The organism is Streptomyces olivochromogenes, from assembly GCF_021538895.1.
Lineage (GTDB): Bacteria > Actinomycetota > Actinomycetes > Streptomycetales > Streptomycetaceae > Streptomyces > Streptomyces olivochromogenes_A.
In genome coordinates this window covers 1-8,232 of the sequence record NZ_JADDRL010000207.1, presented here as the reverse complement: position 1 = coordinate 8,232, position 8,232 = coordinate 1, and the positions used below count along the sequence as shown (strand labels likewise).

Annotated in this window: 8 protein-coding genes; 2 read left to right on the top strand and 6 right to left on the bottom strand. The window is 69.4% G+C overall.

All coding sequences use genetic code 11. The features are described from left to right. Together IPZ69_RS45410 and IPZ69_RS45405 are read right to left on the bottom strand one after the other, a co-directional pair. Window positions 1–709, bottom strand: a 709-nt coding sequence (locus IPZ69_RS45410) for a MarR family transcriptional regulator (RefSeq protein WP_235460782.1), incomplete at its 3' end; no start/stop codon positions are given. 187 nt (window positions 710–896) lie between these two features. Beyond that, window positions 897–1,841 carry a LysR substrate-binding domain-containing protein gene (locus tag IPZ69_RS45405; RefSeq protein WP_374296159.1) on the bottom strand — a complete coding sequence of 315 codons (945 nt, stop codon included), beginning with the start codon at window positions 1,839–1,841 and terminating at the stop codon, window positions 897–899. Window positions 1,842–1,989: 148 nt separating this feature from the next. Here IPZ69_RS45405 and IPZ69_RS45400 point away from each other — a divergent pair, with 148 nt between their 5' ends. Together IPZ69_RS45400 and IPZ69_RS45395 are read left to right on the top strand one after the other, a co-directional pair. Then, window positions 1,990–2,544 carry a peroxiredoxin gene (locus IPZ69_RS45400; RefSeq protein WP_235460780.1) on the top strand — a complete coding sequence of 185 codons (555 nt, stop codon included), beginning with the start codon at window positions 1,990–1,992 and terminating at the stop codon, window positions 2,542–2,544. Window position 2,545: 1 nt separating this feature from the next. Then, window positions 2,546–3,079, top strand: a complete 534-nt coding sequence (locus IPZ69_RS45395) for an alkyl hydroperoxide reductase (protein ID WP_235460784.1) — start codon at window positions 2,546–2,548, stop codon at window positions 3,077–3,079. Between the two features lie 31 nt (window positions 3,080–3,110). On the opposite strand, the gene IPZ69_RS45390 is transcribed toward IPZ69_RS45395, so the two are convergent. From IPZ69_RS45390 to IPZ69_RS45375, 4 genes are all read right to left on the bottom strand, one after another. Continuing rightward, complete coding sequence (locus IPZ69_RS45390) at window positions 3,111–4,502, bottom strand: AI-2E family transporter (RefSeq protein WP_235460779.1); 1,392 nt, start codon at window positions 4,500–4,502, stop codon at window positions 3,111–3,113. A gap of 140 nt (window positions 4,503–4,642) precedes the next feature. Continuing rightward, window positions 4,643–5,338, bottom strand: a complete 696-nt coding sequence (locus IPZ69_RS45385; protein WP_235460778.1) for a transglycosylase SLT domain-containing protein — start codon at window positions 5,336–5,338, stop codon at window positions 4,643–4,645. A gap of 417 nt (window positions 5,339–5,755) precedes the next feature. After that, on the bottom strand, window positions 5,756–7,081 hold the full coding sequence (locus IPZ69_RS45380) for a PhoH family protein (RefSeq protein ID WP_235460777.1): 1,326 nt from the start codon (window positions 7,079–7,081) through the stop codon (window positions 5,756–5,758). 345 nt (window positions 7,082–7,426) lie between these two features. Next, the gene (locus IPZ69_RS45375; protein WP_235460783.1) at window positions 7,427–8,200 is read right to left on the bottom strand and encodes an isoprenyl transferase; all 774 of its coding nucleotides are present in this window, start codon (window positions 8,198–8,200) and stop codon (window positions 7,427–7,429) included. Between the last annotated feature and the right edge of the window lie 32 nt (window positions 8,201–8,232).

Sequence of the window (8,232 nt, the reverse complement as noted above, 5' to 3'; positions counted from 1 at the left end):
CCGGGATCCCGGCGGGCGTCCCGGCGCAGCCGAGGAGCCCCTCGCCGAGCATGCGCGCGACCTCGACCGTGACCGTGTAGACCCCGCGCCCGGTACGGAAGGCCAGGTCACGGGAGGTGCGGCGGCCGTCGGCGTGCGCGAGCAACTCCTGTTGCAGCGGGGTGAGCCCGTGGTCCGGCGGGGCCAGCGGCAGGGGGCGTTCCCGGTCGGGGCGCACGGGGTGCGGCAGCGCGGTCAGGGCGGCCAGTCTGCGGACGGCCTCCTGGAGCAGCCGGACGGGCGTCTCACCGATGGCGACCGGCGCGTGCGCCTCGGTGCCGACGACGCGCTCGCAGGCGTCGACCAGACCCGCGACGACGGCGAAGGTCGCGTCCTGCAGCGCCATCGCGCACACCACCCGCAGCTGTGCGGCGCCCGCGTAACCGTGCGCGATGAGACCGGCGGCCGGCCAGCGTGCCCCGCCGGACTCGCGCACCAGGTCCGCCCACTGGTCGCCGTCGATGCGGTCGGAACGCAGCAGGAGCGCCTCGGGCCCGGGCGCGCCGGGGCTGTGCGCCGCGACGACGAGTCCGCCCCGTAGCTGGAAGGCGCCGCCGGGGCTGCCGTGCACCCGCAGGTCCCCCGTGAATCCCTCCTGCCCGCACGCGGTCAGCGCGTGCGCGAGCCGGCCGTAACCGGCCCTGCCGAGGGAGTCCCGAACGTCCGACATCACTCCCCTTGGCATTTCGGCATTTCGCACAGACGCCTGACGCGTCGCACCGAGGAGGTATGTGTATCAGTTCAGCGGCATATTTCTGCCGGGGATTTTCCTACCTGTCCCCGGCTGACGGAAGTTGGACCATCACGCCATTCAAAACGCTTTGTTCGACACTCATTTGATCGATTACGAGACGAACTCAGGCACCATCGTCGAGCACCCGCACGGACAGCGGCCGCAGGGCCTCGCGCAGGGCCACGGCGAACTCCCGGTACTCGGCGCCCCGGGCGGCGCCGGCGCGCATGGCGAGGGCGATGCGACGGCTCGGGGCGGGATCGGCGAAGTAGCCGGTGAGGAGCTGGTTGCTGCGCGTGGTCTCGACCTTGAGGGCGGTGCGCGGGAGCAGGGTGCAGCCGAGCCCGCCGGCCACGAGCTGCACGAGCGTGGACAGTCCCGCGGCCGTCGTGGTGACCGGCGCGTCCGCGCGTCCGGCCTCCCGGCAGATGTCGAGGGCCTGGTCGCGCAGGCAGTGCCCCTCGTCGAGCAGGAGCAGGTTGAGCTCCTTGAGCGCCTCGCGCGGGATGCCCTCGCGGCCGCCGAGCCAGTGGTCGAAGGGCGTGACGAGCACGAAGTCCTCGTCGAAGAGCGGGAGTTCGACGACACCGGGGACGCCGAGGGGGACAGCGAGCAGCAGCAGGTCGAGCCGCCCGCTGGTCAGCCCCTCGATGAGGTTGGCGGTCTGCTCCTCGTGCACCTGGAGGTCGAGATCGGGATACCGCTCGTGCACGAGCCGCAGGACGGTGGGCAGCAGATAGGGGGCGACCGTCGGGATGACCCCGAGCCGCAGCATCCCGGTGAAGGGCGCCCGGACGGCCTCCGCCTCCTCCATCAGCGCGCCGACCTCGTCCAGCACCGCCTTCGCCCGTACGGCCAGACGCTCGCCGGCGGGCGAGAGCAGCACCTTGCGGGTCGTACGCTCGAGGAGGGTGACGCCGAGGATCTCCTCCAGCGCCGAGACCGCTCCCGACAGGGCGGGCTGGCTCATCCCGATGGCGGCGGCCGCGTCCCTGAAGTGCAGATGCTCGGCCACGGCGGCGAAGGCCCGCAGCTGGGACAGGCTGGGCTGGCGCCGCCGCCCGCTCACGCTACTCACGGTCACTGATAGATACCTCCGATCAACACGACCGAGTGTAGCTATTTCCCGTATCAATCGACCCTGTGCCAACATCGACGACGTCCAACCCAAGGGAAACGCCCGCGATCCGGGCGCTTCCTCGCTGCAAGGAGAGCGTGTGCTCACTGTCGGTGACAAGTTCCCCGAGTTCGAACTGACCGCCTGCGTCTCGCTGGAGAAGGGCCAGGAGTTCGACACGATCAACCACAAGACCTACGAGGGCAAGTGGAAGATCGTCTTCGCCTGGCCGAAGGACTTCACCTTCGTGTGCCCGACCGAGATCGCGGCCTTCGGCAAGCTGAACGACGAGTTCGCCGACCGTGACGCCCAGGTGCTCGGCTTCTCCGGTGACTCAGAGTTCGTGCACCACGCCTGGCGCAAGGACCACGACGACCTGCGCGACCTGCCGTTCCCGATGATGGCGGACTCCAAGCACGAGCTCATGCGCGACCTGGGCATCGAGGGCGAGGACGGCTTCGCCAAGCGCGCCGTCTTCATCGTCGACCAGAACAACGAGATCCAGTTCTCCATGGTGACCGCCGGCTCCGTCGGCCGTAACCCCAAGGAGGTCCTGCGGGTCCTGGACGCTCTCCAGACGGACGAGCTGTGCCCGTGCAACTGGAGCAAGGGCGACCAGACGCTGGACCCGGTCGCGCTGCTGGCCGGTGAGTGAGTTGTCCCTCGACTCGCTCAAGTCCCGGATCCCGGACTACGCCAAGGACCTGAAGCTCAACCTGGGCTCGGTCATCGGCAACTCCGACCTGCCCGCGCAGCAGCTGTGGGGAACGGTTCTCGCGACCGCCATCGCGTCCCGCTCCCCCATCGTCCTGCGTGAGCTGGAGCCGGAGGCGAAGGCGAACCTGTCGCCGGAGGCGTACAACGCCGCCAAGTCGGCCGCGGCCGTCATGGCGATGAACAACGTCTTCTACCGCACGCGCCACCTGCTGTCGGACCACGAGTACGGCACCCTGCGCGCGGGTCTGCGGATGAACGTCATCGGCAACCCCGGTGTCGACAAGGTCGACTTCGAGCTGTGGTCCTTCGCGGTCTCCGCGATCAACGGCTGCGGGATGTGCCTCGACTCCCACGAGCAGGTCCTGCGCAAGGCGGGCGTCGACCGTGACGTCATCCAGGAGTCCTTCAAGATCGCCTCGGTCGTCCAGGCGGTCGGCGTGACCCTGGAGGCGGAGGCCGTGCTCTCCGAGTAGGCCAAAGCGGTCCGATCCGCCGGGGCCTCGCTCACCCTTGGTGAGCGGGGCCCTCGGTGTTTTCCCGGGCGTCCTTGAGGGCGGCGCCCCCGGCCGCGGCCGCCCGGACCACCGCGTCCTCGGGCGCCGGACGGGCCGGCGGGAGCGGGCCGGTGCCGTCCGCCGCCGGTTCCTGCCCCATCCGTTCCAGCGAGTACTGCCGCAGATAGCCCACCACCGTGTTCGTCACCGCCACCAGCGGTACGGCCACCACGGCGCCGCCGATGCCGGCCACCATGCCGCCGGTCGCCACCGTGAGGACCACCGCGAGCGGGTGGACGCGGACCGCACGGCCGAGGATGAACGGCTGCAGGATGTGCCCCTCGATCTGCTGGACCAGGAGCACCACCACGAGGGTCATGACGGCCGTGAAGACGCCCTGGGTCACCAGCGCCACGATCACCGCGAGCGCGCCGGAGGCGACCGCGCCCACGAGCGGGATGAACGAGAACAGGAAGATGAAGACGGCCAGCGGGACGGCCATCGGCACGTCCAGCCAGTAGATGCCGACGCCGATGCAGATGGCGTCGATCAGGGCGACCAGGACCGTGCCCCGGACGTAGGCCGTCAGGGTGTTCCAGGCGCGCGGGCCGGCGCCGGCCACGCCCGGGCGGGCCGCCGCGGGCACCAGCTTCAGCGACCACTGCCAGATGCGCTCACCGTCGTACAGCAGGAACAGCGTCGAGAAGAACACCAGCAGGATGCCGGTCAGGGCCTCGACGATGACCTGCACGCCCTCCAGGCCCGCGGACGTGATCTGGTCGGCGTTGGCACCGATCGCCTCGCGGAGGTTCTTGGCGATCTGGTTGATCTGCTTGTCCGTGACGTGGAAGGGGCTCTTCAGCAGCCAGTTGCGCAGATCGTCGATGCCGCTCTGGATCTGGTTGGAGAGGGTGTCGATGTTCTCCATGACCTGCCAGGTCACGAACCACCCGATCAGACCCATCACGACGAAGCCGAGGATGGCGGTGAGCGCGGTCGCCGGACCGCGCGGCACCCCGTGGCGCCGCAGCCGGGCGACCGTGGGCTGCAGCAGCGCGGTGATCAGCAGGGCGATGACGAAGGCGAAGACGACCAGTTGTACGGCGCTGATGACGCGCATCAGCACCCACAGCGTGCCGGCGAGCACGAGCAGCCGCCAGCCCGCCTCCGCCGCGACCCGCACACCCCACGGCACGGCCTGCGCCGGGTCGGGGCGGGGACCGGCGGGCACCACGGGCGCGGGCGCGGGGGCGGCCGGGACCGGGTCGGTGACGCGGTCGGCGACGACCGGTTCCACCTCGGCGTGCTCCTTCTCGACCTCGGCCCGCCGCTCGTCCAACCGCTGGCTCACTTGGGTCAGTCCGGCGCCGAGTCGGCCGAGCCACCCTGGCACTCGCGACATGATCCGTCCTCTTCCCCCGCGTCCTCGGGTGCTCGCCACCACTCCCCCCTGGAGTCGTTCGCGTCCGACCGTACAGGGCGAAAGCCCCTCCCCCTAGGACGGGGAGGGGCTGCGCAAGGTTGAGAGGGAACCGAGGAGGCTCAGTACCAGTGGTTCGCCTGCCAGAACGACCAGGCCTCACAGGGGCTGCCGTACCGGCTGTTCATGTAGTTGAGGCCCCACTTGATCTGGGTGGCCGGGTTCGTCTGCCAGTCGGCGCCGACGGACGACATCTTGGAGCCGGGCAGGGCCTGGAAGAGACCGTAGGCACCGGAGGAGGCGTTGACCGCACGGTAGTTCCAGCTGGACTCGTGGTCCACGATGTTGCTGAAGCACTGGAACTGGCCGCTCGCCACCATCTGGCGCGCCATCGCCTGGATCTGCGAGACGGAGTACGAGCTCTGGACGGGGAAGCTGGAGGAGTCGCGGGTCGACCGGGTGGCCGCCTTCTTCGCCTCCGCGCGCTCCTTGGCTTCCTTCTCCGCCTTCTCCGCGGCAGCCTTCTTCGCGACGGCGGTCTCGGCGGCGGCCTTGCGGGCCAGAGCCTCGGCGTCCTTCTTGGCACTCGCGTCGGCCGCGATGGCCTGTGCGTCGGCCTGCTGCGTCAGGGAGGCGGTCTGCACCTGGGCCTGCTGTCCCGCGGGTATGTCCGCGAGCAGCGTCGTGGTGTCTGCTGCCGTCGCTTCGGCGTCGTTGTTCTGCGCGGTGCTGCCCGAGGCAACGCCGACGACGCTTCCGACAGCGGTGACCGCCGTGGCCGAGGCCACTGCGAATCCCCGGACCGAGATCCGGCTCACACGGTTTCCTTCCAGCATCGCCCGCTTCGGTGACCCTGGCGGACGCAATCGTGCCCCTGGCGCTGGCCTCCCAACTACGGGGTCACGGGAGGCACGGACCCGGTGGGCAACTCCCCCGAGGGGAGCGCCGCGTGGTGCTCGGGCGGCATACGACGTCGCTATGGAGTTAGCCATGGTGCTTTTGTGGTGCCGTACCGCTGGGGGTACAGGTGTGTCGTATGCGGGGCCTGACAGGAGTGAGACTCTGCCGCAACCGGACGCCGGGTGGCAATTCTGCGTTGCGTGTGAAAGCTCACATCCCGTTTGCCCCTGGGGATTTCAGGAAACCGCCACACGCGAAGGCGCCGCCCGGCTAGGCTCAGGCCTTTGCCGGACGGCGCCAACGGGCGATTAAGCCACTCAAGTTGGACAGTCGGTTCAGATGTGTCCGTCCTCCAGCATTTCGGTCACAAGGGCGGCAATCTGGGACCGCTCGGACCGGGTCAGCGTCACGTGCGCGAAGAGCGGGTGACCCTTCAGCTTCTCCACGACGGCGACCACTCCGTCGTATCGACCGACTCGCAGATTGTCCCTTTGCGCCACGTCATGGGTCAGAACGACCCGTGAATTCGCGCCGATCCGGGACAGAACGGTCAGAAGTACGTTCCGTTCGAGCGACTGCGCCTCGTCGACGATCACGAACGCGTCGTGCAGGGAACGGCCGCGGATGTGGGTCAGCGGCAGAACCTCCAGCATGCCGCGCGCGGTGACCTCCTCGATGACCTCACGGCTGGTGACCGCGGAGAGGGTGTCGAAGACCGCCTGCGCCCAGGGGCTCATCTTCTCGGACTCGGAGCCGGGCAGATAGCCCAGCTCCTGCCCGCCGACCGCGTACAGCGGACGGAAGACCATCACCTTCTGGTGCTGACGGCGCTCCAGGACCGCCTCCAGGCCGGCGCACAGCGCCAGCGCCGACTTGCCGGTGCCGGCCCGGCCGCCCATCGACACGATGCCGACGTCCGGATCGAGGAGCAGGTCGAGCGCGATGCGCTGCTCGGCGCTGCGGCCCTTGATGCCGAACGCCTCCCGATCGCCGCGCACCAGACGGACATTGCCCTCCGACGTCACCCGGCCCAGCGCCTTGCCCCGCTCCGACTGGATGGTCAGACCCGTGTGCACGGGGAAGTCGGACACCTCCGGGACATACACGTGGCCTTCCTCGAAGAGGATGTCCACCTGCTCGCCGGACAGGGTCAGTTCGGACATTCCGGTCCAGCCGGAGGAGTCCGTGATGGCGAGCTCCGCGCGGTACTCCTCGGCGAGGAGACCGACGGACGAGGCCTTGATCCTGAGCGGCAGGTCCTTCGACACGACGGTGACGTCGAACCCCTCGGCCTGCAGATTGCGGGCGACCGCGAGGATGCGGGAGTCGTTGTCCCCCATGCGGTAGCCGGTGGGCAGCACGCTGGGGTCCGAGTGGTTGAGCTCGACACGAACGGTGCCGCCGAGTTCCCCGATCGGGATGGGGGCATCGAGGCGGCCGTACCGGACCCGGTAGTCGTCGAGCAGGCGTAGGGCCTGCCTGGCGAAATAGCCGAGTTCGGGATGGTGCCGCTTGGCCTCCAGTTCCGTGACCACGACGATGGGGAGCACGACCTCGTGCTCGTCGAAGCGGGTCAGGGCGTTCGGGTCGGCCAGCAGGACGCTGGTGTCGAGAACATACGTGCGCCGATCTGGCATGTGGCGCTTTGTGCTGGTCACCACGGAAGGACGTACCCCCTCGGATGAGGTCGGGGAGCGACGAGAAGGAGCTGGACCGGTCGACGGCCCTCGCACACGGCGGGCCGCGAACCGGCCCTCCGCGGCTGGTTCCGTGCGGTGATGGCACGGTCGGGCTGGTGCAAAGGGCCTCCCGGGCGGACGGCCCCGTGCCGCCCGCTGAGATCCGACACCCGTGGTTCGGGTGTCGACCTGCTTGGCTTATGCCCTCGAACATGCGAAGCCATGCAAATGCATAGGACAGCGCGCTGGTGAACTCCTCGTTACTCCCGCCCCAACGGGGACATACGGGGCGGTTGCCGGGGGGCGCGACCGGTCGGCCGCGGTCGCTCAGCCGCCGTAACGGCGGTGGCGCGCCGCGTAGTCACGCAGGGCGCGCAGGAAGTCGACCTTGCGGAAGGCGGGCCAGAAGACCTCACAGAAGTAGTACTCGGAGTGAGCGGTCTGCCACAGCATGAAACCGGACAGTCTCTGCTCTCCGCTGGTCCGGATCACCAGGTCCGGGTCGGGCTGGGCGCCCGTGTAGAGGTGACGGCCGATCATGTCGACGGTGACGGAGTCGGCGAGGTCCTCCATGGGGACGCCCTTGTCCTGGGCGTCCAGGATCATCGCGCGCACGGCGTCGGCGATCTCCTGGCGGCCGCCGTAGCCGATGGCCACGTTGACCACTATCCCGTCGATGTGGGCGGTGGCCTCCTCGGCCTCCTTCAGCGTCTGCTGCATGCCCGACGGCAGGAGGTCGAGCGTCCCGACGTGGTGCACACGCCAGCGGCCGTCGGCGGCGAGGGTGCGGACGACGCCCTCGATGATGCCGAGGAGCGGGACGAGCTCGTCCTTCGGACGGTCGAAGTTGTCCGTGGACAGCAGCCAGAGGGTGACGACCTCGACGTCCGTCTCGGAGCACCAGCCGAGGAATTCCTCGATCTTCTCGGCGCCGGCCCGGTGGCCGTGGACGGTGCTGGAGCCGGCGGCCTTCGCCCAGCGGCGGTTGCCGTCCATGATGACGCCGATGTGCTTGGGCACCTGAGCGTGGTCCAGGTGACCTTCCACCCGGCGTGCGTAGAGCCTGACCAGAAGGCCGCGCAGTTTGTCGCGCAGGTTCACGTGTTCGTCAGCCCCTCCGTGGTGCGGTCCCC

Coding starts and splice junctions, on each gene's coding strand:
- IPZ69_RS45390 (WP_235460779.1), bottom strand. CDS start 4,502: ATGTCGCGAGTGCCAGGGTGGCTCGGCCGACTCGGCGCCGGACTGACC.